Annotated in this window: 23 protein-coding genes; 9 read left to right on the top strand and 14 right to left on the bottom strand. The window is 43.4% G+C overall.

Going from position 1 to position 25,900, the window contains the following annotated elements:
- The first annotated feature begins 128 nt into the window (after positions 1–128).
- Positions 129–1,004 (top strand): CPBP family intramembrane glutamic endopeptidase, encoded by an 876-nt coding sequence (locus FD723_RS20085; protein WP_179066918.1) that lies wholly within the window; start codon positions 129–131, stop codon positions 1,002–1,004.
- A gap of 89 nt (positions 1,005–1,093) precedes the next feature.
- Here FD723_RS20085 and FD723_RS20080 read toward each other — a convergent pair whose 3' ends face one another.
- A complete protein-coding gene (locus tag FD723_RS20080; RefSeq protein ID WP_179066917.1) occupies positions 1,094–2,056 on the bottom strand; it encodes a M48 family metallopeptidase in 963 nt (320 codons plus the stop codon).
- A 135-nt stretch (positions 2,057–2,191) separates the two neighbouring features.
- Between FD723_RS20080 and FD723_RS20075 the strand changes: the two genes are divergently transcribed.
- The 3 genes from FD723_RS20075 to FD723_RS20065 are packed head-to-tail and all read left to right on the top strand — an operon-like array spanning position 2,192 to position 4,253.
- Positions 2,192–3,751 carry a helicase C-terminal domain-containing protein gene (locus tag FD723_RS20075; protein ID WP_179066916.1) on the top strand — a complete coding sequence of 520 codons (1,560 nt, stop codon included), beginning with the start codon at positions 2,192–2,194 and terminating at the stop codon, positions 3,749–3,751.
- Positions 3,752–3,807: 56 nt separating this feature from the next.
- A complete protein-coding gene (locus FD723_RS20070) occupies positions 3,808–4,020 on the top strand; it encodes a hypothetical protein (RefSeq protein WP_179066915.1) in 213 nt (70 codons plus the stop codon).
- A gap of 17 nt (positions 4,021–4,037) precedes the next feature.
- Positions 4,038–4,253 (top strand): DUF2839 domain-containing protein, encoded by a 216-nt coding sequence (locus FD723_RS20065; RefSeq protein ID WP_179066914.1) that lies wholly within the window; start codon positions 4,038–4,040, stop codon positions 4,251–4,253.
- A 283-nt stretch (positions 4,254–4,536) separates the two neighbouring features.
- On the opposite strand, the gene FD723_RS20060 is transcribed toward FD723_RS20065, so the two are convergent.
- From FD723_RS20060 to FD723_RS20050, 3 genes are all read right to left on the bottom strand, one after another.
- Complete coding sequence (locus FD723_RS20060) at positions 4,537–4,653, bottom strand: BrnA antitoxin family protein (RefSeq protein WP_256874872.1); 117 nt, start codon at positions 4,651–4,653, stop codon at positions 4,537–4,539.
- An 83-nt stretch (positions 4,654–4,736) separates the two neighbouring features.
- Complete coding sequence (locus FD723_RS20055; protein WP_179066913.1) at positions 4,737–5,015, bottom strand: LapA family protein; 279 nt, start codon at positions 5,013–5,015, stop codon at positions 4,737–4,739.
- A 100-nt stretch (positions 5,016–5,115) separates the two neighbouring features.
- Positions 5,116–6,531: a phosphoglucomutase/phosphomannomutase family protein gene (locus FD723_RS20050; protein WP_179066912.1), complete on the bottom strand. Its 1,416-nt coding sequence runs from the start codon at positions 6,529–6,531 to the stop codon at positions 5,116–5,118.
- Between the two features lie 145 nt (positions 6,532–6,676).
- Between FD723_RS20050 and FD723_RS20045 the strand changes: the two genes are divergently transcribed.
- Positions 6,677–7,531, top strand: a complete 855-nt coding sequence (locus FD723_RS20045; RefSeq protein ID WP_179066911.1) for a PD-(D/E)XK nuclease family protein — start codon at positions 6,677–6,679, stop codon at positions 7,529–7,531.
- 236 nt (positions 7,532–7,767) lie between these two features.
- Here FD723_RS20045 and FD723_RS20040 read toward each other — a convergent pair whose 3' ends face one another.
- Both FD723_RS20040 and FD723_RS42920 read right to left on the bottom strand, forming a co-directional pair.
- Positions 7,768–9,438: a transglutaminase family protein gene (locus FD723_RS20040; RefSeq protein ID WP_179066910.1), complete on the bottom strand. Its 1,671-nt coding sequence runs from the start codon at positions 9,436–9,438 to the stop codon at positions 7,768–7,770.
- A gap of 148 nt (positions 9,439–9,586) precedes the next feature.
- Positions 9,587–9,715, bottom strand: coding sequence for a hypothetical protein (locus FD723_RS42920; RefSeq protein ID WP_256874871.1), 129 nt, complete (start codon positions 9,713–9,715; stop codon positions 9,587–9,589).
- Between the two features lie 17 nt (positions 9,716–9,732).
- Between FD723_RS42920 and FD723_RS20035 the strand changes: the two genes are divergently transcribed.
- Positions 9,733–12,591, top strand: a complete 2,859-nt coding sequence (locus tag FD723_RS20035) for a cation-translocating P-type ATPase (protein WP_179069211.1) — start codon at positions 9,733–9,735, stop codon at positions 12,589–12,591.
- Between the two features lie 136 nt (positions 12,592–12,727).
- On the top strand, positions 12,728–13,858 hold the full coding sequence (gene recF / locus FD723_RS20030; RefSeq protein ID WP_179066909.1) for a DNA replication/repair protein RecF: 1,131 nt from the start codon (positions 12,728–12,730) through the stop codon (positions 13,856–13,858).
- A gap of 96 nt (positions 13,859–13,954) precedes the next feature.
- On the opposite strand, the gene FD723_RS20025 is transcribed toward recF, so the two are convergent.
- On the bottom strand, positions 13,955–14,413 hold the full coding sequence (locus tag FD723_RS20025; protein ID WP_179066908.1) for an MgtC/SapB family protein: 459 nt from the start codon (positions 14,411–14,413) through the stop codon (positions 13,955–13,957).
- A 478-nt stretch (positions 14,414–14,891) separates the two neighbouring features.
- On the opposite strand from FD723_RS20025, the gene FD723_RS20020 reads away from it, so the two are divergent.
- A complete protein-coding gene (locus tag FD723_RS20020) occupies positions 14,892–17,240 on the top strand; it encodes a putative PEP-binding protein (protein WP_179066907.1) in 2,349 nt (782 codons plus the stop codon).
- Between the two features lie 281 nt (positions 17,241–17,521).
- On the opposite strand, the gene FD723_RS20015 is transcribed toward FD723_RS20020, so the two are convergent.
- From FD723_RS20015 to FD723_RS20005, 3 genes are all read right to left on the bottom strand, one after another.
- On the bottom strand, positions 17,522–18,184 hold the full coding sequence (locus tag FD723_RS20015; RefSeq protein ID WP_179066906.1) for a DUF1361 domain-containing protein: 663 nt from the start codon (positions 18,182–18,184) through the stop codon (positions 17,522–17,524).
- Between the two features lie 490 nt (positions 18,185–18,674).
- Positions 18,675–19,910, bottom strand: coding sequence for a hypothetical protein (locus FD723_RS20010; RefSeq protein WP_256874870.1), 1,236 nt, complete (start codon positions 19,908–19,910; stop codon positions 18,675–18,677).
- Positions 19,911–20,057: 147 nt separating this feature from the next.
- The gene (locus tag FD723_RS20005; protein WP_179066905.1) at positions 20,058–21,950 is read right to left on the bottom strand and encodes an iron uptake porin; all 1,893 of its coding nucleotides are present in this window, start codon (positions 21,948–21,950) and stop codon (positions 20,058–20,060) included.
- A gap of 32 nt (positions 21,951–21,982) precedes the next feature.
- Between FD723_RS20005 and FD723_RS20000 the strand changes: the two genes are divergently transcribed.
- Complete coding sequence (locus tag FD723_RS20000; RefSeq protein ID WP_179066904.1) at positions 21,983–22,165, top strand: hypothetical protein; 183 nt, start codon at positions 21,983–21,985, stop codon at positions 22,163–22,165.
- Between the two features lie 339 nt (positions 22,166–22,504).
- Here FD723_RS20000 and FD723_RS19995 read toward each other — a convergent pair whose 3' ends face one another.
- The 4 genes from FD723_RS19995 to FD723_RS19980 all read right to left on the bottom strand — a co-directional run bounded on the left by FD723_RS19995 (position 22,505) and on the right by FD723_RS19980 (position 25,552).
- Positions 22,505–22,984 (bottom strand): hypothetical protein, encoded by a 480-nt coding sequence (locus tag FD723_RS19995; protein ID WP_179066903.1) that lies wholly within the window; start codon positions 22,982–22,984, stop codon positions 22,505–22,507.
- Positions 22,985–23,155: 171 nt separating this feature from the next.
- The gene (locus FD723_RS19990; protein ID WP_179066902.1) at positions 23,156–23,920 is read right to left on the bottom strand and encodes an energy-coupling factor ABC transporter ATP-binding protein; all 765 of its coding nucleotides are present in this window, start codon (positions 23,918–23,920) and stop codon (positions 23,156–23,158) included.
- A gap of 62 nt (positions 23,921–23,982) precedes the next feature.
- Complete coding sequence (locus tag FD723_RS19985) at positions 23,983–24,636, bottom strand: energy-coupling factor transporter transmembrane protein EcfT (protein ID WP_179066901.1); 654 nt, start codon at positions 24,634–24,636, stop codon at positions 23,983–23,985.
- Positions 24,629–25,552, bottom strand: a complete 924-nt coding sequence (locus FD723_RS19980; protein WP_179066900.1) for an energy-coupling factor ABC transporter permease — start codon at positions 25,550–25,552, stop codon at positions 24,629–24,631. Before FD723_RS19980 ends, FD723_RS19985 begins: the two co-directional genes overlap by 8 nt.
- Between the last annotated feature and the right edge of the window lie 348 nt (positions 25,553–25,900).

Here is a 25,900-nt window from a genome sequence, read left to right as displayed (position 1 = left end):
AGTTTCAGGTGATGATAACTTGTCCTTACCCCGGTAGCAAACTGATAACCAGATAAAAAATACGATTAGACCCCTTGCAGAAGTCACCAAATTTAGTAGAGTCTTGACTAATCAGCAAGAAATCTATAATGCAAGAAGTCTATCGTGTTTTTTTATTTATTTTGATAACTTTCTTTGAGTCTTCGGTCAACGCCTTACTGGCATTTATAGAAAATGCACCAGCACTAGTGATAGTGGTGGCATTTTTTGTCTGCTGGATAGTTTGCTGGTTGCCAGTAGCAGCAGTATCAGCAATATTGCTAAATTGGCAACCCCTTAAACCTTTGCAGCCAGAGCAGAAGATGCCATTATTGGTGTCACTTTACCTATTAGCTCCTCTGATTCTCTGGGGAGTTGTTTGGGTGACTAATAAATCTTTTTCAGATTACGGCTTTGTTGGTAATCTTTCAACTCTTGGCTATTTAGCACTAGGTTTTGCTTTGGGAGTCGGGAGCCTAGCTATTGTATTTGGTGGACAATTTGGGTTAGGTTTGTGTTCTTTTGAAAAGACGAATTTCAAGTTACTACCACCCATATTGCTACCGATTTTCTTCATAGCGTTGTTAGTTGGTGGCATAGAAGAGTTAATTTTTCGCGGTTTCCTGTTCACGGAATTAGCGCAAGATTACCCAGTTTGGGTAGCAGCAGTAATTTCTAGCTTGATTTTTGCCTTGTTACATCTGGTTTGGGAGCAACGCGAAACTTTACCCCAACTGCCTGGTTTGTGGCTGATGGGAATGGTGCTGGTGTTGGCACGCTTTGCCGCCAGTGGTAATTTGGGTTTAGCTTGGGGATTGCACGCCGGATGGGTATGGGCGATCGCTACCATAGATACAGCAGAACTAATTACTTACACAGGTATTGTCTCTGACTGGTTCACTGGTAAAAATAAAAAACCCCTAGCTGGCTTGGCGGGAATTATTTGTGTACTGGGAACTGGAGTAATTATCTGGTTAAACTCTTAAGGATTTTAATTTCCTGTAAAAAGTTGCTACCCAGATCCCCGACTTCGTAAAAGTTGTCGGGGATCTAAATCCACCTTTAGTGCTAAAAACTACTGATTCCGTCTGATCCTGTCGATTTCCCGTTGTAATTCTTCAATTTGACGGCGTAAAGTTTCTGTTTGATTTTCGGAAGATTCTGCTGAAACATTTACCGATCCAGAAGCGGGCGATCGCTGATAATTTCCTCGGCGAATTTGCTGGTATTCTTCGGATACTGCCCACGCCCGTAAGTAATGCAAGCGTTCAACAGGAAAAGGATGGCTCAACATCTTACCCTGAGCGCCATTGTAGATCAAAAATTTATATATCTGATTCAGTCCATCTTCATCCAACGCCTGATAATTTTCTGACTGCTTGATGAACTCTTGTAAACTACATTCATTGGCATATTTGTGACTACCGCCAGAGAGTTTCATCATCGTTGACATTACCGGATTCAAGTCATCCACCACTAGTAGCGCTGCACGATCTGACGATAACTCAGCTTTGCGTCGCCACTCAAAAAAGGCGTAAATCAAGCCTTGAGTGACAATATTACCGATGCCGAAGGTCAATTCTCCCAAGGCAGAGGCAGCATTCATTGCCCACATCGCCATTTGAATTAAAATAGTATGACCACATTTAATATGTCCCAGTTCATGGGCTAGCACCGTCCGAATCTCGGTTTCGTCTAGTAAGTCTAATATCCCTGTATTTATAACTATGTAAGGATTCTCTTGCCCCAACGCATAGCTATTTGCTTCAGGATTTTGCGAGACAAACAGTGCTGGTTCTGGGTAAATATCTAAATCCCGGACGCATTCGCGAAACATCTGGTAAATAGTGGAATATTGACGCGGCCCGACTTGGATGGAGTTACCCATTAGATAGACTAATTGAGGGCGTTCGTAGATAAATTCCACAAATTTACGAGCGATTAAATCAAATCCTGGTAAATTTCGTAAAGCTTGCTCGGCTTGGCGATCTAGTGGATGCCTGAAGGCTTCGCTGGAAATTCCTGTGTAAGTTGGCATAATTTAGGGTATTGGGTGATTTGTCATTGGTCATTGGTCATTATTTTTGGATCGCAAATGACAAAGGACAAATAACAAGATAATAGAAATGGGGCAATTGGCAGTAAAAGTCACTTTGTATGGAATTAAAAGCGTGTGATTGAGGCAGAAGTTCATTTGTCACTACATAACTTTTTGCGATCGCAAGCGGGGTTCCCTTCCTGGCCCCATCATTTGACGATGGCACGGTTGGTAGCACGCGCCTTGCGCCTGGGACGTAGTGCCCTAATTCAAGTCGGGGCAGTTTGTGGTTATCAAGGGCGGTATCGTACTAGTTTCGTAGCATCAGCCCTAATGTGGCATGGTCCTGTAATTATTGTTGCTCAAGAAGCAGTGCAGCAACTTCTGCTGCGGGTGGAAATTCCCCGCCTACAACAGTGGCTACCAACCAATAAATCGATTAGAACAGGTGACGCTTGGCCTGATGCCCAGTTTCAAGGGCTACTGTTAACCTCCCCAGAAGCTTGGTTAAGAGGACAATTGGCTGGTGGCGATCGCTTTCCCCAAGGTATTCCCACAATTATTGATGGGGTAGACGATCTCGAAGATTGGGTGCGCGATCAACTTACCCAAGATATTCAACCCCATGATTGGGATCAACTGATGCTGGCTTGCCCAAACCAAGCTGAGGCAATTCGCGAAGCACGGATACAACTAACACACGAACTTTTTCAGCATCCAGCTAATCCATATCAGTGCTATCTAATTTCCCAGCCAGAAATAGAAATTTTGAGTCGTCTGTATTTGGCTTTAGAGTCAGTACAATCACTGCCAGAACCCTGGAAACAATTCTGGCAACAATTTCAAGAAAATCTTTCCCCCCCTGCTTCCCCCGCTTCCCCTGCCCTCTTCTGGGCGACTATTGCCCATCGACAAGGTTTATTTTCTTTGCACTACGCCCCAATGGAATTAGGCGAAATACTCTCGCCAATTTGGCAGCGACAACCAGTCGTTTTAGTTGGTAGCGCCATCGAACCGGAAACTGAAGCTCCCCTTTTCCGCCAACGCCTGGGTTTGGAAGATTTAACTTGCCTGAAATTCTCTTCGGAGAGTCAAGCAGAAGCAATTCAACTTTATGTACCTTATAAGTTGCCTCTACCCAACACACCAGAATTTCAAGCGGCATTTATTCACAAAGTCCGCACACTGGTTTGTTTAAGTGCGACAGTACCAGGATTGACGGTTATCTTGGTGGGGGATGTACCACTAAAATCTCAAGTTGCGACAATTTTGGCTTCAGAGTTTGGTTCTCGGGTGCAAGTAGAAAAAACTTGTTTGGATGAAAATGGTATTTTGATTAGCGGTTGGGAATTTTGGCGAGAACATCAACGAGTCTTGCCAGCACCTCATCTGTTAATCATTGCGACTTTACCCTTACCATCTTTAGAAAATCCTCTGGTAGCTGGTAGGGTAGCTCTCTATAAGCGATCGCATCAAGATTGGTTCCGTTTATACTTGTTGCCAGCAGCTTTAAATGAATTACAACGTGCGATCGCTCCAGTCCGAGAAAGTCAAGGCATCGTAGCTTTACTTGATAGTCGTGTAGTTAACCGCAGCTACGGCGCTCAAATTCTCGCTGCTTTAAGTCCTCTGGCACGCATCAACTATCTCGATCCCAGTCTGTTTTCTAATACCGATGAGGAAAATTCCGCCTAAAGTCCAGTTACCAATGCCTTCAGGAGTGCTGAGTAATGAGTAATGAGTAATGAGTAATGAGTGAGATTCCCACTCAGAACTCGGAACGGGCTAAACGCCCCGCTACTGCACTGCTAACGGAACTGTTTTGCCCTATACTCAATTTAAATTTTGTCAACCAAAATGCGATAGCTTCAAAGCAAGCATTATTATCAGCTTATAGAAGATATGCGAATCATCGCCTCTCTGTAGCGATGATTCCTGGCAAAATAAATTTAGAACCTAAGTAGAATTTGAGTTGCTGATTATGGGTGAAGCAAAACGTCGTAAAACCACACAGAAGGAAACATACGGTCAAGAGGCTCGCATCTTGCCTTGGGTTCCCATCACAAAAACTCAAGGCGAACAATTTGTCACTTGGACTACTCGTGGTGCCTGGATAGGCATTGGTATTATGGTTGTAGGATGGGCAACTATCCGTTTTATCGGCCCAGCTTTCGGTTGGTGGCAAGTAGTCTACTAATTCGTAATACTCGCCTCCGGCAAGAAGCAAGTACGTAATTCGTAATTATTGGTGAAAGATTGCACCAAATTGTCAAATTGGCGGTTTATATTCCCAAAATAGCTAAAAATATTGCCTAAATGACATTAGGTATTCTCAGTGTTGGGTTGATTTGTTTTATCAATCAATACACTTGGCTTTGTGAAAAATTGTGGGTTGAGTGAAGCAAAGCGCAACCCAACAAAGCCCTGGAAATGTTGGTTTACTTAAGGTTTCTTACACTAAGGGACTTCTAAGAAATAAATTATCCAATGTTTGGTAATTTCCTTGCTGTGTGAACTTGGTCACGAAACCATGCTAGTACTTCATCATCTACGCGAATTGTAATTCGAGTTTTACCTGTTGGTGTTGATTCAATCACTCACCGCTTGCCCTGACTAAAATCATACTCAGTTTCCATAATTTCCAAATCTAATACAGTGCTACTGCACAGCTATTCAAGCCTCAAAAATCTTCATCATCAACAAAAAATTCGGCATCCTCTTCCAATCGAGAATTACGCTGCCCAATACCAGCAAGTCCCCACAGAGGTTGCAGCAGTGCCATACCAATTAACCCGATAACGGCACTAAAAGCTAGCACTAAACCCATTGGTATCTGAATCGATTGGAATGTTAAGAATTTTAACGATACGGGTGTGGCATTTTGAACTGAAATAATTGCGATCGCGATTACCCAAACCGCTACAACTAGAGATGTCAAAAAAGGAGCGAAAGTTTTCATACTTTGATTAAAGTGAGGAGTTAGGAGTTAGAAGTTAGGAGTTAGAAGTTAAGAATTGTTAATTTATAACTCTTAACTCTTAACTCCTCACTTTTAATTTTTATGCCTCTAGTTTAGCAATGACCCTCTCTAACTCTTGGGCGATTTGGGTGAGTTTTTCGGGAGTGTTAGTTTCGAGGTAGACGCGCACCAGTGGTTCTGTACCGGAAGGACGCAGTAAAATCCAGCTACCTTCTTCTAAATAGAGCTTAATACCGTCTTTACGCCCTACTTCCTTGACTTTAATTCCTGCTACCTCTGTAGGTGGATTTTTGCTAAAAGAATTCATGACGGCGGTTTTGTGCGCTTCTGTGAGGTGCAAGTCTAGGCGGTTATTGTACAGTGGCCCATCGGCTTGGGCGATCGCTTCTTTGACAAGTTGACTTAAAGGTTTGCCTTCATAGGCGATCGCTTCTGCCACCAGCATATCTGCTAATATCCCGTCTTTTTCGGGAATATGCCCAATAATACTCAAACCGCCTGATTCTTCTCCACCAATTAATACAGCAGTTTCGCGCATTTTTTCACCGATGTACTTAAAACCAACTGGTGTTTCGTAAATTTGTAGCCCATTTTTAGCAGCGAAATTATCCAGCAGGTGGGTTGTAGCCACAGTGCGGACGATCACGCCAGTTTTACCTTTATTTTTGATTAAATGTCGTGCTAAAACTAACAGCACAGTATTGGGAGTAAGGAAAGTTCCTTGTTCATCAACAATACCAAAGCGATCGCTATCTCCATCCGTCGCCAAACCCAAATCAGCGCGATCGCGAACTACTGCTTCTGCTAACTCAACTAATTGTTCTCCCTTGGGTTCTGGCATTCCACCCCCAAACAAGACATCCCTCCAATCGTGAAAACTTTCTAACTGAACGCCACTATGTTGCAAAACTTCATCTAAATAGCCGCGAGAGGTAGAATACAAAGCATCATACTTTACCTTTAAATTAGCGCTTTTAATCTTTTCTATATCAAGTAAGGTGTAGATAAATTGTAGGTAATTAGGTTTCGGATCGAAAATTGAAATTGAACCTAATGGTTTACTCCCAGGCAACTCATCCGATGCACTTTTTATATTTGCCACAATAGTATCAGTAATCTCTGGAGTGGCAGGCCCAGCATAATCGGGTATATATTTAATTCCACAGTAGCGTGCTGGATTATGGCTAGCAGTAAACATTAGCGCCCCTGCGGAATTTAAGTGGCGGGCGTTGTAAGCAATTGCTGGTGTGGGGCAATCCCGATCGGTAATTTTTACAGTCCAACCCAAGTCTGCTAGGACTTGGGCCGCTGTTTGGGCAAACTGGTCAGCTAAAAAGCGAGTATCGTAGGCAATAAGTACTGGTCTATCTTTTGTGTAGGCTGTTGCTAAGTAAGTGGCAATTGCCCTTGTTACTTTCCGTACATTGGGAAATGTAAAATCATCGGCAATAATCCCTCGCCATCCATCAGTACCAAATTTTATCTTGCTGGACATTTTTGCCACTTGCTCCCGTACATATCAGTACTATAAAAGCTTCCTGCAAAGCCTGGGTAGCAGCAAGTATCATCCGAAGTTCTTTTCTAAGCAAGCCTTAGCTTAAACTTCTCCCCACCGTATTTTCTCTCACTGTTTCTGAGCAATGTCAACCCCCGATCGACCTTTTGCCAGTTATCACCTTTGGTCTCTAGTTGCCCCAGCGACCGGGCAAGAACGCTGGCATTGCCAGATGAGACGGGGGTTTATCAAAGCACGGCAACACGAACCACAAGTCAAAGCGCTGTTAGCACAAGCCACCGCACCCCAGCGGATAGGCATACTCGCCCAAAAAGGCATTTATGAGTTTCATCATCACAGGCATCTGTTGAAGCAAGCAGATGGTGTAGAAAGAGTTGCACAGCTACTAAAATTAGCCCACTCAAGCGTTCAAGTCCAGCAACGCGTACTGCAAATTTTGCAAAAGTATCACGATTCGCCGTTGCTTTTGGATAAAGATATTATCCAATTAACTCCAGGTGATGAAGGCTTTCCCAAACCGATAGTAGTTGAACAAGAAGATTATTGCTTTCGTTTATACGCGGCTATGGACTGCGTTTTTATTGAGTCTGATAGCACTTTACATATTTTGGATTTCAAAACTGGTAAGTCGGCTTTTGACAAACGACAGGCATTAGTTTACTTGTTAGCGGCTCGTTATCTTTATCCTGGACGAGAAGCTGTTGCATCATTTTATAATTTGGAAATATGTAAAAAGTCTGAGTTAATTAGCATTAATAATAGTGAATTAGAATCCTTAAAATTTGAGTTAGCGAATGTTGCCCACAAACACCAACATGATCTGCATAAATATCAAGAAGAAACTAGTAATTTCAGTAAAATTTTCCCTCCTAATCCTGGTTCTCACTGCCGTTTTTGCCCATTTAACTCCATCTGTGAATTTGCCGATTTTAAGCAGCATCAATCATATCCAATGCCCAGTTTAAGAGTTAATAGCTAGTGGGGACTGGGCAATACTGCGTAGGTTTTGCATTTTTAACTCGGAATTGGGTTTTGGTTAAAGGGTAAAGGGTAAAGGGTAAAGGGTAAAGGGTAAAGTTTTTTCTTTCCCCTTTTCCCCTTAACCGACAAGTATTGGGGTGGGGACTGGGAAAGAAGAAAGGTAGCAGGGAACAAGGGAGAAGAGTTTTCTCCTCTGCCCCTCTGCCTTTTGTGCGCGATGCCCAATGCCCAAATTCAAAAGTCCGGTAATTCTTTAAGAATTGTGAACCGAATATGATTTATCGCCAAATCACCGATGGGGATATCTTCTTTAGTTAGCCGCGCACCTTGACTTGTCACGGTTTCAAAGGTGATACCTTTGCCAATTTCAATGTGATACCAGCATAAGCCCATAAAAAAGCGCGTTGGATAAGGCCCACCTTCACCCACATCATCAGGATTTGATTCCATTGGCAACCAGCCAAAATTTGGGACGTAGAATTCCAGCCAAACATGATTAAAGTCGGGTTGTAGTGGAACTCCTAGTAAGTCACTATGAGGAGGACATTTGTATCTACCGACGGTGCGGCAGGGGATGTCATTTAAACGGGATAGGGCAAGTAAAACGCCGACATATTCGCCACAGGAACCAACGCCGCGTTCTAAAACTATATCTGGTGTATCAATATAAGGTTTAATACCGTAGGATAATTCATCGTAAACGTAGTTGCGGATGCTGTGCATTTTCCGCAGCACATTGGTTTCAGAACCAATTGCTTCTCTGGCGGCACGGCGAACAATGGTGGTATCCATTGCTAAATCGTCGTCATCTACTAAGTAGCGTGTTTGTAATTCTGGGGATAGTTCAGGAACGTCTTCTACATCTCTAGGTGTGATGCGATATTTAATTCCTCGAACTTCCAAAAGTGCTTTCCAGCCAAATATGTGCCGTTCGCCTGGGGCAAGAGAATCAAATTTAAAGACTGCTACACGTTGCCCTTCGATCACTTCTTCGGTAAAGGGCATACCAATGGGTTCAACGTGTTTCACCTTTTGACGCTCAGTTTCCGATGGTAGGGCGATGCGCCATTCCACATCAGGGATATAAACTTCGTCTAAGGGTGCAATTTCCTCAGCATAAGACATTTCAATGAGATAGCCGTTAGACAGGGCGTAACGCTTATCTGGCTGGTAATGGTAATACAGAGGATGAATAAAAGTGCGATCGCGGAATGTTAACTCATGACTCGGATCGGCATTAGGGTTATCCCGGATATAAGGCTCCTCTGAAGCGTAGGCGACGTAGATACTCTCTTTGCCTGTTTCGTAATTTTTATGGATTGCGATGCCTGTGGGAGATTCAAAGGGTGTTAGGACGCTAAATTGCAGTTCTCCTGTGGCCCTGTCCATCGCGTAAACTGATTGTTCAGTGCGATCGCAAATCCACAGCATTTCTTGGTTGACTGCCAAATTCTCGATCCCAACTCCAGGAGCATAAAATCTGGTAATCTCTTTTCGGGTTTCGCGGTCAAAAACCAGAATATAACCTAGTCTTTGGCAACTGACATAAACTGTTGTTTCCCAAACAGCAACACCGTCAGCCGCATAAGGCAATGTCACAAAATGTTCCAGACCCAAAGCATCAAGTTTGCACAAATAAACACTATTTTCTCGGCTCACCCACAAAGTATCTTCCCACGCCGCTAGACCAGTGACATCGGTAAATTCTTTAACTTGATGGGGATTGAGAATTTTACTGTTGTCAGAGGTGGGATCAATCTCCAGTAGATGCCCTTTAATACTGTCAATGGCAATCAGTCTATCTTTAATGAAAGTAATGCCACACAGGGCAGCAGCAGTAAGCGGTCGAATTGTTTTTTGCCCAAACATCTGGCTAACGGTCAAAGTGGGGGGTGCAAAACTCATAAAACCTTGTGGTAAGTGTAAAAGTGACTGGGGACTGGGGATTAGGGATTGGGTACCAAATCCTTAAAACGCCACGTTTACAGCCGGGTATTAACAATTATCGGTACAATGTGTTCCGAAAAACTCTTTCGTGAGAAATAATACTATGTCAAAATAGGAAGAATTTACAAATGTTAAGAATTACAGATACATTCATCTGACTAGGCGATCGCCTTAATGTAACTTTAGGAGATGGAATTCCTGCCATCACTAAATTATGATCGAATTTTGTAACCATTTGCTGTGACCTACACGATGTCTGCTAATTCTCTGCCTGAAGGTGCCGCCGTTTGGCATAGTTTAGAAGTTGATAAAGCGCTAGACCTGCTTGATAGTAATGCAGACAGCGGCTTAACACCCCAAGAAATTCAACAGAGATTGCAAAAATACGGCCCCAACGAACTTGAAGAAACTGCTGGCCGTAGTACTTGGGAAATTCTGCTGGATCAGTTCAAGAACATTATGTTGTTGATGCTGATTGGCGTCGCTCTGATTTCTGGCTTGATAGATTTATGGAGTTGGCGGTCGGGCACCTTAAAGCCTGGTGAAGTGCCATTTAAAGATACCATCGCTATTTTAGCAATTGTCATCCTCAATGGCATCCTCGGCTACGTCCAAGAAAGCCGTGCCGAAAAAGCCTTGGCAGCCTTGAAAAAAATGACCTCTCCCTTAGTACGCGTAATCCGCGACACCAGATTGGTGGAGATAGCAGCTAAGGAACTAGTTCCAGGGGATGTAATGCTGCTGGAAGCTGGGATGCAGATAGCCGCAGATGGCCGCTTGATCGAACAGTCGAATTTACAAGTGCGTGAGTCGGCCTTAACTGGTGAAGCCGAAGCCGTTAATAAACAGGCATCACTAAAATTGCCAGAGGAAACATCATTAGGCGATCGCCTCAATGTCGTCTTTCAAGGCACTGAAGTAGTCCAAGGACGTGCCAAAGTTCTAGTGACGAACACCGGCATGACTACAGAATTGGGTAAAATTGCTGCAATGTTGCAGGCGGTAGAAAGTGAACCTACGCCTTTACAGCAGCGGATGACTCAACTCGGTAATGTTCTGGTTACGGGTTCTTTAATTCTCGTGGCGATCGTTGTCGTCGGTGGTGTCATTAAGGACGGAGGTTTTAAAAACATCCAAGAACTCTTGGAAGTTTCCTTGAGTATGGCGGTTGCCGTAGTACCAGAAGGTTTACCAGCTGTAATTACTGTCACCTTGGCACTGGGAACCCAGCGAATGGTGCGCCAAAATGCCTTGATTCGCAAATTGCCAGCAGTGGAAACATTGGGTTCTGTAACCACCATCTGCTCTGATAAAACCGGCACCCTGACTCAAAATAAAATGGTGGTGCAATCGATTTCCACCAATAACAAAACTTTTCGCGTCATCGGCGAAGGTTATGCTCCCATAGGGGACTTTCAATTAGATGGTCAAAAAATTTCCTTAGAGGAGGCTCCAGAAATCTCCGCGTTGTCTGTCGCCTGTGCTGTTTGTAATGATTCAGTGTTGCAAAAAGAACAAGGTGAATGGGCGATTTTGGGAGATCCAACAGAAGGGGCATTACTCACCCTGGCGGGAAAAGCCGGAATCGAAAAAGACCAGTGGAACAGTAAGTTACCTCGGGTTGCGGAGTTTCCCTTTTCCTCGGAACGGAAGCGGATGAGCGTCATTACTCAGGTGGAGGGAGTCGCCACAGGTGAAGCATCTTCGAGAGGAATTGATCCTGCGATCGCCGGTTTTCTCGAATCTGAACCCTACTTAATGTTTACCAAAGGTTCTCCAGAGTTAACCTTGGCACGTTCCACTCAGATTCATTTGGGTAATTACACGGGTACTTTAACCGAAGCACAACGCCAGCAAATTTTGGCAGAAAATGACAAAATGGCGAGTAAAGGTTTGCGGGTGCTAGGTTTTGCCTACAAACCTCTTACGGAAATTCCACCGTCAGGTTCAGACGAAACATCTGAGCAAGATTTGGTGTGGCTGGGATTGGTGGGAATGCTAGATGCACCACGCCCAGAAGTCAGAGCATCTGTGCAAGAGTGTCGGGATGCAGGTATTCGCCCAATCATGATTACAGGCGACCACCAATTAACAGCACGAGCGATCGCCACCAATTTGGGAATTGCCCAAGAAGGCGATCGCTTACTCACAGGTCAAGAATTGCAACGGATGACTGACCAGGAATTAGAGCAAAATGTTGACTTGGTGAGCATCTATGCCAGAGTTTCCCCAGAACACAAACTGCGAATTGTCCAAGCACTGCAACGCCGGGGTCGATTTGTGGCAATGACGGGTGATGGTGTCAACGATGCTCCAGCCCTCAAACAAGCCGACATCGGGATTGCAATGGGCATTACTGGCACTGATGTCAGTAAAGAAGCCAGCGATATGGTGTTACTTGATGACAACTTCGCCACCATTGTTAGTGCCACCAAGGAAGGCAGAGTTGTTTACACTAATATCCGCCGCTTTATTAAATACATCCTGGGCAGTAACATTGGTGAAGTTCTCACAATTGCAGCTGCGCCCCTAATTGGTTTGGGAGGCGTTCCCCTTACTCCCTTACAAATTCTCTGGATGAACTTGGTGACAGACGGTTTACCAGCCTTGGCATTAGCTGTGGAACCCCCAGAACCGGATGTAATGCAACGTCCGCCTTTTAGTCCCCGTGAAAGTATTTTTGCCAGGGGATTAGGTTCTTACATGATTCGTATTGGGATAATATTTGCCATTATTACCATTACCTTGATGTGGTGGGCTTATCAACATACCCATGCTGCTGGGTATCAAGGCGATCCTGAAACTTGGAAGACGATGGTATTTACTACCTTATGTATCGCCCAAATGGGACATGCGATCGCCATTCGCTCCAACAACCGACTAACCATCGAGATGAATCCTTTCTCTAATATCTTTGTACTAGCGGCTGTTGTCGTCACCACGATCTTGCAGTTGATGCTAGTTTATGTCCCACCCCTGCGAGATTTCTTTGGTACTCACTACCTGAATATGCAAGAGTTGGGGATTTGTATTGGCTTCAGTGCCTTAATGTTCGTGTGGATTGAAGCGGAGAAGATATTTTTGCGGATTATGGGCAAGAAGGCCGTTTGAAAAAGTGAGGAGTTAGGAGTTAGGAGTTATGAGTTATGAGTTGAAGAACATTTTGCATTCAAAACTCAAAACTTAAAATTACTCACTCCTCACTCATAATTTCCAACTCTTAACTTCTCACTCCTAACTTTTCGTTATGTATCTTAAAACTCTAAGCCTCCGACAATTTCGCAATTATCAAGACCAGCAGGTTGAGTTTACTGCTGCTAAAACAATTTTGGTAGGTAATAACGCTCAGGGAAAGTCGAATTTGTTGGAGGCGGTGGAGTTGCTGGCGACATTGCGATCGCACCGCATGACCCGCGATCGCGATTTGGTTCAAGAAGGGGAAGCCATAGCCCAAATTGATGCCACCCTTGAGCGACAAACAGGTGTTAGTGACCTGACCTTAACCCTGCGCCGCAATGGTCGCCGTAGTGTTGCTCTCAATGGTGAATCAATCCGCCGTCAAATGGATTTTCTCGGCGTTCTCAATGCCGTCCAATTTTCCAGCCTGGATTTAGAACTAGTACGCGGCGGCCCGGAAGGTCGCCGTAACTGGTTAGATACACTTTTAATTCAACTCGAACCTGTTTATGCTCATATTTTGCAGCAATATAACCATGTGTTACGCCAGCGTAATGCCTTTTTAAAAGGCCATGTAGAGACGTTGCATGCAACGTCTCTACACTCAGAACTAGCAGTATGGGATGCACAGTTAGCGACTACAGGAACTAGGGTAATTAGACGACGCGATCGCGCCATTCAAAGGTTAGCTCCCATTGCTAGTACTTGGCACGCCAGTATCAGCGGCAGTACAGAGGTTCTACAAATCAAGTACGTACCGAATATTCCTTTAGAGGATAATCAACCAGAAGAAGTACAGCAAGCTTTTTTAGCTAAAATTCAGCAACGAGCGATCGCTGAAATGCACCAAGGTACTACCCTGGTTGGCCCCCATCGCGACGAAATAGAATTAACTATTAACCAGACACCAGCTCGTCAATACGGTTCTCAAGGTCAACAACGAACGCTGGTTCTAGCCTTAAAATTAGCCGAATTACAATTAATTGAAGAAGTCGTCAAAGAGCCACCATTACTATTACTTGATGACGTTCTTGCCGAACTAGATTTATCCCGCCAAAATCAACTGCTTGATGCTATTCAAGACCGCTTTCAAACCCTGATTACTACCACTCACTTGGGTTCTTTTGATTCCCAGTGGTTGAAGTCCTCCCAAATTCTTTTTGTGAAAGCAGGACAATTAACAATTCAAAATTCAAAATGACGCTCTCTACGAGACGCTGCGGAACAAAACTTGGGTAGTGGTCTGAATCCCCGAACAATTTTCCCAGTCCCCAGTCCCTAATCCCCAGTCCCTTTTTCAATGATCTTTTTCTAACCTTTTAAAAACGTTGAGAACTAAAAAAGTCAATACAGCGCCAATCAATCCTAACTGCCATAAACCACAGCCGGCAACAATTCCCAATGCAGCTGAAACCCAAATAGCTGCTGCTGAGGTGAGTCCGTGAATTTCAAGTTGCTGTGATTCTTGGGATGATTGGCGGACAATTTCTCCCGCTCCGAGAAATCCTACACCAGTTGCAATCCCCTGGATGACGCGGCTAAGTGCATCAGGACTACCTTGCAATCCTCCTGTTTGCATGATTGTCAAGGTAAACATGGCTGAACCTAAACTCACCAGTATATGAGTTCTTAAACCGGCTGGTTTGCGCCTAATTTGGCGTTCTAAGCCGATTATTCCCCCAATAAGCAATGCAACGCATAGCCGGAAGCTGATATTCAGCCAATCATTAGTTGCAAGGTAGTAAGTATTTGGCAATGCTTAAGTTTGATATAGATAATCTTATATACTAGGTTAAATGGTAATCTTTTTATACAAATCGTCTAAAAGACTCTAATCTTTTTTTAATGGAGTTTAATCCAACTTATTTGGATTCTATCAATTCAGGGATACTTTTTAAACTGCGAACTAACATCTTACATTATTAGAATTATTTCCTAATAACGTATTGTTTTATTCAATCAATGGAGGTTTGCATTGCCAAATTATCACCAATATCATAATCTGGGCAAACTACACGACTTTTAAGTTTATTAAATAGTTTTTTGGTTATTTAAAATAACTAAACTATAAAATACCACCTTAAATTGCTAGATTTAACCCATACACTCAATAATTAAATATGAAACCGTACAGCACTCAGCACTGATTCAGGAATCAGTGGATTAACGGCTGATAACATACCAGGAAGAAATGGCTGTGGCTACAAATAGACAATTGACAACTAACAAAGTGAGTGGATAAACTCTACTGGCTAGACCAAATTAAACTACAAGACCGCTCCAAAGTAGGTGACAAAGCGTTTTACTTGAGCAAAATTATCCAGCGTGGCTATCCGGTAGTGCCTGGTTTTGTCGTTTCGGCAGAAATTTTGCGCCAATTCCTCGAAAATCTCAATAGTTCAGAGTCATTAGTGGCTGACTTACCCCATTCTTCGTTACACCTGGATGTTACTAATTGGCGTCAACTTCAGCAGGTGGCTAGTCGCTTGCGCCAAGAAATTCTGACTGCGAATGTACCACAGCAGTGGGTAAGTAATATTTTCCAAGCAGCTAGAGAATGGCAAACTGGCTGTTTGATTCTTCGGCCGACTTTGGCAGTATCAACTGCTACCCCAGGAATGAAGAATATATCTGGTTTGCTAGAATCGGTGTTTTGCAAGTGCGAACCCGAAGCGATCGCTTTAGCTTTAAAGCGTACTTGGAGTCAGATATTTCGGGCCCGGAGTCTATTATATTGGCAGCACTCAGGGATTAATCTGCAACAAATTAATCTTGCAGTTTTGGTGCAACCTGTTGAAAATGCGATCGCCAGTGGCTTGCTGACAGCCGACCCCTCTGGGTGGGAAATTGAAGCTACTTGGGGATTAGGAATTGCGATCGCTCTGGGCGAAGTACAGCCAGATATTTACTACATTCAACCGGAAACTGGTGCTGTACTTGAGCAACAACTAGGCAATAAAATGCTGGCTTATAGTGTTGATAATGCCGCGCCTGGAGCTTTTTCGCAATCCGTGGCGAATTCAGTGCTAACAACAAATCACACTTCTCTGACTACCTATTTACTTCAAGAAGCCCAACAAAAACAGTACGCTTTACAAGAAGAATACTTACAACAAATAATTGCTCTGGGAACTCAACTGGTGAGTGAACTAGGTAAAACCTTCACCATTAAATGGACTCTTACTCAACAACCTACATCTAGCAAGCTCTACATCACACAAGTTAGTCCTTCCCAATCTGCAATTCCCCACTTACACTTCATTCGGGGACTAGGGGCAGCAGGGGGACGTATTGTAGCCACAGCGCTGGTAATTATTAATCCCCAACAGAAACCCGAACAACTACCTAAGGGAGTAATTTTAGTAGTACCAACAGTTACACCTGATTGGTTGCCATTACTGCAACAAGTTGCTGGTATTATCACAGAACAAGGGGGATTAACCAGCCACGCCGCAATTCTGGCTAGAGAATTAGGTGTCGCCGCCGTAGTAAACGCCACATCTGCCACAACTTTAATTCAAACTGGTGAACGACTGTTGCTTGATGGCGACAGAGGAGAAGTTTATCGCATCAAAGGAGACTCAAAGGAGGAGATGGACAAGGGAAGAGAAGAAAATCTTCTTTCCTCCCGTCACCCCAGCCCAAAAGTATCCCATCCTGCTGTTACGTCTCATCTACCTATGATTGCTACCCAATTGCTGGTTAACTTGAGTCAATCCACTTTAATCGAACAAGTGCAAAGCTTGCCTGTGGATGGGGTGGGATTGTTGCGCTCAGAATTGATGGTATTAAATATATTGTCTGGGCAACATCCTAATAGTTGGATTTTAGGCGGGCGTCAGGCAGAATTGTTAGAGCTATGGTCAGACCAGATTATGCAGTTTGCCCGTGTCTTTGCGCCAAGACCAGTTTTTTATCGTTCTTTAGATTGGCGATCGCAAGATTTACCATCATTGAGTGATAGTTTAGAATCTTCGCCCCAGTCGATGTTAGGTGAACGCGGCACCTTTAGCTATTTACAAAATCCCGCAGTATTTGAGCTTGAACTGAAAGCTTTGGCGAGTGTACAGCAAGCTGGCTATAGCAATGTCAACCTACTTTTGCCCTTTGTGCGGACTGTGGAAGAATTTATCTTTTGCCGTCGCAAAGTTGAACAAGCTTTTTTAACTGAGGTGGCGCAGTTTCAATTGTGGATGATGGCAGAAGTGCCAAGCGTGCTGTTTTTATTACCAGAATATGTTAAAGCAGGTGTTGCCGGAATTTCCATTGGTACAAATGACCTGACCCAATTATTGTTAGGAGTAGATCGAGAACAAGGACAGCTAGCAAAAGTATTTAATGAACGCCATCCGGCTGTGATGAAGGCGATCGCACAACTAATCCAAATGGCTGAAAGTGCTGGTATACCTTGTTCAATCTGCGGTCAAGCACCAGCCCTCTATCCAGAAATTATCGACAAGTTAGTGGAATGGGGCATAACTTCTATTTCCGTGGAACCGGAAGCAGTTGAGCGAACATATCAGGCGATCGCTCGTGCCGAACAACGCCTAATTTTAGCAGCAGCACGACGAAAACTGCATTAGTTAGAAGTGATTCAATTTTAGATTTTAGATTGAAGGAAAAATCTAAAATTAGCAGAGTTATGTAAAATTTTAAAATGTCTTTGATTCTAATACCAATTTGAAAAAAGAATGCGACAAATATACCATTTGTAGAGACGCGATGAATCGCGTCTCTACTTTACCCAATGATTTGTTGCAATCATTATTATTTAATTATTCTGACTTCTGTTAGCGGTAGCGGAGCGTTTAGCCCATTCTGACTCCTGAATTCTGAATTCTGAATTCTTACGAAAAACCTTTACTCATCCAGCATTTGGGGTGTTAGTATCGGCTGATTGTGTATTGAGAGGATATGCATCTTTTGGTTGCCTGATAAAACCCAAAGTGACTCGTTTCATAATCCAGTACAGTCCAACAAGGATCACAAAACTGATAGCAATAATCACCAATGGCTGTTTACCGAGAATTTCCTCAACACCTTTGGTAATTACGGCATCGGGTTGAGTAATAAAATCCCAACTGTTGAAACGCAGAAATCTTCCCCAATAGACGCCAATAGCACAGAGAAAATGGGTAATCAACTCAACGCGCCAAATCCATTGACTTTTACCGATGCGATGTAAGTAGTGACCCCAATTAATTAACGATATTACATAAGCTTCAAATCCACCTAGAATTACTAGGAAATAGACAGGAATAAGTACTAAAGTAATTATCCACACTGACTGAATCATGCGGATATCATTTATCAAGTGAATTACATCAGTCAACAAATACGGTGCATTTGGTAAGAAAGCATAGAAAACTAAGAATCCTAGCCACCAAAGCCAAGTGCCACCGCGCCTCATGCGAAATAGCCACACACTTAAAGCCAAAGGTATAAAAGCCAGAAACAAATTCCAAGTCATCCAACTCATATTAATTCGCAAGACATGCAAAACTCTGGCTATCAATTCTTCTTTCATAGGTGCTTACTCGGAATATGTTTAATTAATGTAGATTCACTTTGTAGTGTTAGTGTTAAGCTTAGTAATTGATTGATCGAGTTTTTATAGACACAAAAAAATTAATTCCCTCCAATATTCAGATATGATTTTTGTGTCAGTTAAAAGTAAATGTACACTGGTATATATCCAAAACTGGGAGTTTTTTGGATGTTTCATACTGGGGCACGAAATTTATCAATCAGCTTAAGCCCTAGTATAGCCAGAAAATCATCAGGGGAAAATCTATCAGAGAAAGGAAGTCTGAACTACAAAAACGCTAGGAATAACTTCTGATGGACTTTTTTAATTACAATGTTGCCCCTGTCTTGGCTATTATATTAATTTCATTTTGCCCTGATAGAGTGCCAGAAGCAGCCAAAGTTTTTGTCAAGTCAGCTTTTGTTTAAGGGCGGGCGAGACACCCACCCCACAAGAAGTAGTTGGATTTTTTTTATTTGAAAGTCCCTAACTAACGCAGTAGCACTCGACTACGGGGGCCGATCGCTTGTTTAGGTGAAGTGGATATTGCACAACTCTTGGTAGAATCCTGTGAACAAGCCGCTTGAGCAAGGGTTGCAGGGTTGACAACTACTTGATTGACTTCTAAGGAATTACCGTTACTCAATTCCATATTAGGTGTAGTAGAAAGCGATGGAGAATTAGTCCCAGATGCGTAGGTTGCAGGTGTCGAGGTAGCGATCGCACTACTATCATTAACTACAGGTGCAGAAGTCGGTGTGCTGCCACTCTCAATTACTAATGGGGAAATGGGTATGCTTCCACCACTAGTTATCGGCGGGGTGGTAGGTGTGCTTCCACCGCTAGTTACTGGCGGGGTGGTAGGTGTGCTGCCACCGTTAGTTACTGGTGAGGGAGTTATGAGAGTTGCAGTTGCAGGTACTTTGATTTGTATTCTTGCCAGGGGTGAGTTAGTCATTTCCAAAGATGTCACTTTTGGCGAACCTGGGATATCTGACTTGAAATCAAAAACTGTGGGGGTTGCCCCACCATTGCGATCGCTATATCGGACTCCATATCCACTCACTTCAAAGGTTCCCTGATACTGATTTCCAGTACTGGGATCGGTGACAATACCAGTGTATAAAGCTTTTGTGAGATTAAATTCATCCTGAACTACTCCTTGAAATGTAGTTCCTGCCAATCTTCCCTGGTATTTATAAGGTGTCAACTCACCGCCAGAGAGAATTGGCGAAGTCAGAATGCCATTAAAGGAGACAATCGGAATGCCTTTAAAGTCAACAAAATAATGCAGACTACCATCAGAGCGTGTTTGTACCTTCACATAGTCTGACTTGTATACAGGAACGTAATTAGGATTATTATTAGTACCTAAGTTCCGGGAGTAAGTCCCCGTGTTGTCTGTATCAACACGAGTAGTGCTGCCATTGAAATTGGGATTAATGCTGGGAAGTTGGATAGTGCCTGATAATGTGCCAGTGCTTTGAATTGTGATTTGAGCAGAAGCACTTGTTCCGCCTAAACCGATGAAGACTGCGGCTAAACAGCTGTTGGCAACAACTGCACAACCCAACTTAGACAATTTTGGATTTTGGGCTGTATCTTTGGTACGCTTCCAGCACAACTTAGATTTGGGATTGGGAATTACCTTCTGCGTCTGAGTTGTGTAAATCCATCTGTCGCCCGCATTTTTCCCAGTGCGATGAGTTAATGAATCTAATTTCATGAAAAATTTGCTCCTTTAATTATTTACAAAAATACGTATACATTTACACACGATTTCTTTTTGCTTCCACTGAATAATGAAAGCATCTAATACTGAATCAATCAGTATGCAAATAGCGCATTTTATTACATTTACATCAGTACAAAATTAAAACCGGAAAGTTGCTCTTAATGCCCCAACTACCAATGCATCGTTAGCAGCATTGTGATCGGGATTGAAAATGACAAATAAACCTGGAGTCAAAGCAATGTTGTCGCTGAGTTGGGCGCGGTAAAAAACTTCTACGTGAATTGATGTGTCACTACGTCCGCCTGCTGTTCCCCCATCAGAAAAGTTAGGAAAATTAAAGCCTTCGGGTAAACTACTCGAAGTAATTTTGGGTGGTTGTCCGACAAGAACGCCTCCTAAATTTCCAGAGTGCAGCAAATTGGGAAAAGCCGCGAATACCATCCAGTTCGTGGTTTCCACACTTCCAGGAAGGTTTAATGGTTTGGAGGAAGTAAAGCCACCCCAACCACCCAATTGCAAATTAGGGTTAATTCGCCAAGCAACGGTAGCACCAATTGCTTGGGTATTGAAAGCTGTAGGATCTGCAAAAGGCGAAATCAGTTGAGAATCGCCGATACCACTTGCTAATAAGCCATCTGGGGAGTGGGAATAAAGATAATGTACGCCGATATCGAGGTTATTCGTGGGTGCTAAACTTAACTGAGCGCCAGTAGTAAATCTACCGCCAAATAATCCGCCCTGGTTGATATTGCCCGGAAAATTGGGTATTTCTGCACTATAAACGCCTTGCAAACTGATGCGATCGCTAATCTGCCAATCAAAGCCTATACCAGCACTGCCGTTACCAATACTTAAAATCGGGTTTCTCTGACCAAATAGAGAAATTGCACCGTCGCTAGAACCTTCTAAAGGACTAATACCGCGAAAGGTGTTGATGGGGTTGACTCCTGCCGTACCTACGACAATTCCCAAGTTATCTGAGAGAAGAAATCGATAAGATAAATCGCTAATTACTAGATTGTTGTTGGTATTTGACTCAAAACCCAGCCGCCCCATATTGTTAGATAGCAACGATGCATTAGAACCCAAATTACCAGCAGATAGACCAGTTAACAGCAAATCTCGCCCTGTAAATGAAGTTGCTAAGGTGAGTTGGGCGCTACTTGTAAAAGTCAGATTAGTTTTTCCCTGACGTTCAGGTACTCCATCTCGAGGAAACAAATCCACATCGGGGCTATTGGTTCCCTGAACACTAAAAATAGCTTGACCAAATAATCTGGTAGTTGTGGAAAACTGATTACGTTGTAATTCACCATTGTGATTTTCCACAACCTTGATACGCTGCTGTAATTGCTGCAACTCGGCTTTGAATTCGCCTTGCAACCTTTGCAGCAAGACTAAATCTTCGTTATTAACAGTATTAACTTTATTGTTAGCGTAGGCGTAGCCCGCCGCAGGCATCGCATCGTTAATCTTCTCTAAGCAAGCATCTAAACCAGCCGCAAATTCATAACGGCTGATGCTACGATTCCCCAGATAAGTCCCATCTGGGTATCCAGCAATGCAGCCATAGCGTTCTACTAAAGACTGCAAAGCACCAAAAGCCCAATCAGAGGGTTGCACATCTTGGAGTTGCGATACTGAAGTGACTTGAGACATTTGATTGTCTGAGTCTGAGGGATGGGGAGGTTGGGAAAATTCTTCTGTGTTTTTCTGGTTCTGTGCAACTTCTGTTACAGGTTGAGTATCTTTTAATTCAGGTAAATTAGGGGAACTGATAAATTGAATTTTTTCTCTACTTTTTTTAAGTATATTTTCGTACTTATTCTTTATAGCTGATGAAGTGGTTATATCTGGTTGTACAAATTCAGGCGGTGTAATTTCAGCAGGTGAGACAACTTCAGACAAATTTTTTTGTGTTGACTGCTGCACCGAATTTTCTGACGTATTTATAGGCTGTTGTGGTAAATTTAGCGCAGACATTGGCGCTGTTACTAGCACACCCGCCATCAGTAGACTAATATCACTCATGGTATTTCATTTGACTTGCACCAATATCTCTTTTGACAGACAAAGTTGGTGTATATCAGGAAAGTTTTGAAAAAACTAGTGATAAAAGTTACTGTAGATGGGATTGGGAAGCAGGGGATTGGGGATTAGGTACAGATAAGAGAGACGCGATAAATCGCCGTCTTTACAAGGAATTTATCCATCAATTATTTATTGACAGACTACTAGGGAATTAGATTAAATGTTATGGTTCAACTAGTTTTTCCAGTCCCCAGTCCCCCAGATAAATTATCGAAAATTTGGGTTTAAAACCCCGTGCTAGAAGCACGGTTTTTCTTGATATTGGATATATTTTTTAAGAACTTCAAGAGGCGCACCCCCGACAGAAGACACGAAGTAACTGAATTGTGGCTCTAAACACGACCGAGACGAAAATGACGCTAAAAATATAGAACAAGTCGGGATGGAGAATCGCCACGACTCTAAACGGACGCAGAAGAATTGTAAGACTACGACCGTAGCAGAATCCGTTGAAGCGTCAAGTGCTTCCCCGCTCCTTCAGGACGGTGAGTATTTCAATCAGGCTGATTACAATACTTATTCATTTCATTCACTAACGTATCTGATTGTTTGCCAACAGTTGTAGCTGCTGTTGTCAGTGTTGAATCAATTTCGGCTCTAGCCTTTTGGATTTTTTCTCTGCCAGATGCGGATGCCTCTGCTGTTTTGGTTGCACCAAGCGCCCTACCTGCAATAGCGATCGCTTGACTGAGATTTTGAAAAATCTTGACAAAACCGCTTTGAAATTCTTTCAGCTTCGGATCTGTTAACTTCAGTTCCGCAATGGATTTAGTCACAAATTCTAAATCTTTAGATAGCTGTATGCTGGTTATCACTTGGGTTCCTTTATTTTTATCAATCAGAGAGGTTCCGGCATTTACAACTCGAATTAGTCGCTGACACTGGGAGACTTTATTTTCGCTGCAACTAGTAACGAACAAAGCAATGCTCAGGCTAACAGGAGCAAGAACGGTATATTTATGTAAAACAGACATTAACACCCCAACAGCAATAAAACAGAGAATATAGTATCCAATATTACGGGGAAATGAGAGGATTGGGCACAAGGGGCAGGGGGCAGAGGAGCAGAGGAGCAGAGGGGAAAGGCTTACTGCAACTTCTCCCCTGCTCCCCTGCTTCTCTGTTCCCCCGCTCCCTTGCCCAAATCACCAATCTATGGGCAAACCCAACCGGTCTAAAGTAGCGCCATCTTGCAAAAGTGGTTGAATGTCGCTGTCTATTTGAATGCGACCACCAGACAACACCAAAGCGCGTTGAGTAACTCTGCCTAACCAATGTAGATCGTGGGAGGCAATTAAGATCGCCTGCACGGGTAATTTGAACAATACTTGCGCCAAATGACGCCGCCATGCTGGATCTAGACCGTTGGTTGGTTCATCCAAAATTAGAATTGCCGGTTCTAGGGCTAAAATCGAGGCTAGGGCGGCTAGGCGTCTTTGTCCACCAGAAAGTTCATGTGCGGAACGATTGGCGTAGGCTTCTAGACCAAAATCAGCTAATAACTGTCGAGCGCGATCGCTTGCCTCTGCTGCTGATATACCATAATTACGTGGCCCAAAGGTAACATCTTCTAAGATGGTGGGCATAAATAATTGGTCGTTGGCATCTTGGAAGCTAAAACCAATTTGACGACGTACCTGGGGTAAGGTTTGCGGTTCTACGGGAATACCATTAATCGTAATTTTCCCAGATTGCGGTTGCTTTAAGCCAATTAGGTTCTCCAATAAGGTGCTTTTCCCCGAACCCGTTGCTCCCATCAATGCGACGCGATCGCCTTTGTTTAAGGTAAAAGAAATTTGTTGTAATACTGGCTCCTGCTGGGAATACGCATACACCAGGTTATCAACCTCCACTACGGCTGTATGAGGGTTACTGGTTGATGTTTGGGAATTGGAAGTCAAAGATTTCAAAATTTACCTATGTAATGAAGTGAACAGTAGAGACGCGATGAATCGCGTCTCTGAGGAGTGGGTTAAATTTTGTAAGAAGTTAGGGTGACAACAGCAGCGATCGCCCAAGCTAGTAATAAGGCAAAACGTTCTTTTGGTCTGAGGGTAGAATCTATGCGTAATTGTCCGTTGTAACCACGAGCTACCATTGCCGCGTAGACTCGCTCTGCCCTATCCAAACTACGGAGATACAAAGCTCCAATCATGGCTGCACTGGCATAACGCAACCATCCCCCTGTTCCAGTCAAACCGCGTAATTGGGCGCTGCGTCGCATCCGGGTTACTTCTGAGAGCAAAATTTCCATATATTGCCCAGCTAACAACAAGTTTTCTTTTAAAGGTGCTGGTACGGGTAAACTTTTAAGGGCAATTCCGAAACTGTGGGGCGGTAAGGTTAACAAAAAACTATTCATTGTAACCAGACAAATCAGCGAACGAACCAGCAAAAAACTAGCTCGCTCCCATCCCAAAGGCAAGGCCAGCAATGACAAAAAAATCAATTCTGTGCCGAGTAATCCTCCCAATTGGCGAATTGGTACGCGCAATAACCAAGCCCATAAAAGTGCGATCGCGCCATATATACTTAGTTCATACCAGGCATAATGCTTTAATAAAGCTGCCCCCACCACAATAACTAGAGACAGTTGCAAGCGTAGCGGTAAGGAAAGTTTAAGCATTTTTCGGTTTCACTACCTTGGCAATGCCAAAGGCCACAGCAAAGCAAACCGCAGCTCCCACCAATCCAGCAATACTAGTGCCAATTGTCCCCAAACCTTCAATACTATAGTTAGCTAAAGGTGTAGGCACAATTATCCGTACTTGATTGGCTAAGTTGATGAAACCTGTATTTTGGGCAACTTTTTCCAAACCATCGGGCCAAGCTGAGGCAAAGAGTGACAGCACTCCCGCAATCAAGAAAATGGTGACAATCGGTAGTGACCAGCCGCGAAACTCGTGCTGTTCTCCTGGTAACAAATCTGGTCTAGCTCTGGCTAAGTAAGTCAGCACACCTCCAGTAATCAGCCCTTCGCCGATGCCAATCAGAATATGCACACCAGTCATCGCTGGTAAAACGATCGCGACAGGTGCAGTTCCAGAGAGGGCTAACTCAATGGCACAAACGATCGCAGCGACCACTACACTTACACCAGCTGCTATACCAGCAGCTAAGGGTAAGCGTCCTTTAGATCCCCCAAACAGCCGTTGCAAGGTTTCGGTTAAAACCCAGCCAACCCAAACTCCAACTACTGCCATGTTAAAAATGTTTGCCCCTAAGGCTGTAATGCCACCATCAGCAAATAGCACGGCTTGAATAATTAAAACTGTTGCCAGACACAATGTTCCTGCCCAAGGACTGCCCAAAACGATCGCAGCTAAAGTTCCTCCCAACAAGTGACCACTAGTACCGCCTGCTACCGGAAAATTGATCATCTGGGCGGCAAAAATGAAGGCGGTGGTTAGTCCCAATATGGGCGCACGACGGATACCAAAGGCTTCTTGCGATCGCCCGAAGGCAATAAACAGCGCTGCCGCACTCGCTAAACCAGTAGCCCCTGCCACTGGTACAGAAACAAATCCATCAGGAATATGCATGATTTACCCTGTATTCTTAAGATGTTAATTTACTCAAAACAAGCAATAAAGCTACACCGTCATTTTAATAACAAACAAAATTTTTCTCTTTTTTGCAATGCCCTATTGGGGGATTTTATGGTGTTGCTTTTGACAAATTTACCATCCAATATCTCCTAAATAGTATACTTTATTGATTAAATAGTTAGTTTTTATTGAGTTTGTTTTTTATATCGTTAAACGTTGATAAATCCTGGAAAAGAGGAATATCAATATCTGTATATATCTACTTTAATAACTGCCTCTTATACCGTTTATCTGTGAAGCTGCATATAATTTGCCCCTCGGCTATCGCCGTCCTCCGATGCC

The sequence above is a fragment of the Nostoc sp. C052 genome, assembly GCF_013393905.1.
Taxonomy (GTDB): Bacteria; Cyanobacteriota; Cyanobacteriia; order Cyanobacteriales; family Nostocaceae; genus Nostoc.
This window is presented reverse-complemented; position numbering and strand designations above follow the sequence as displayed.